Below are 253 nucleotides of genomic sequence, written 5' to 3' on the forward strand. Positions count from 1 at the left end.
TGAGTTGGCTTGCCTTGCGGGGTGGGCTGGAAGGATGTCATTGTGCCCAGGCCTTATCCGAAAGAGTTCCGTGACGACGTTGTCCGGGTCGCCCGCAACCGCGATCCCGGGGTGACCATCGAGGCGGTCGCCAACGATTTCGGGGTGCACCCGATGACGCTGACCAAGTGGCTGCGCCAGGCCGACATCGATGACGGCGTCAAGGCCGGCACCACCACGTTGGAGTCGACCGACCTGCGTGCAGCACGGCAGC

Annotated in this window: 1 protein-coding gene; it reads left to right on the forward strand. The window is 65.2% G+C overall.

Going from position 1 to position 253, the window contains the following annotated elements; all coding sequences use genetic code 11:
• Positions 1–42: 42 nt before the first annotated feature.
• Positions 43–253 (forward strand): transposase (locus LI94_RS21695; RefSeq protein WP_046302566.1); only part of this gene is annotated, 211 nt, incomplete at its 3' end.

The sequence above is a fragment of the Mycobacterium sp. UM_Kg27 genome, from assembly GCF_000972905.1.
Classification (GTDB): Bacteria; Actinomycetota; Actinomycetes; order Mycobacteriales; family Mycobacteriaceae; genus Mycobacterium.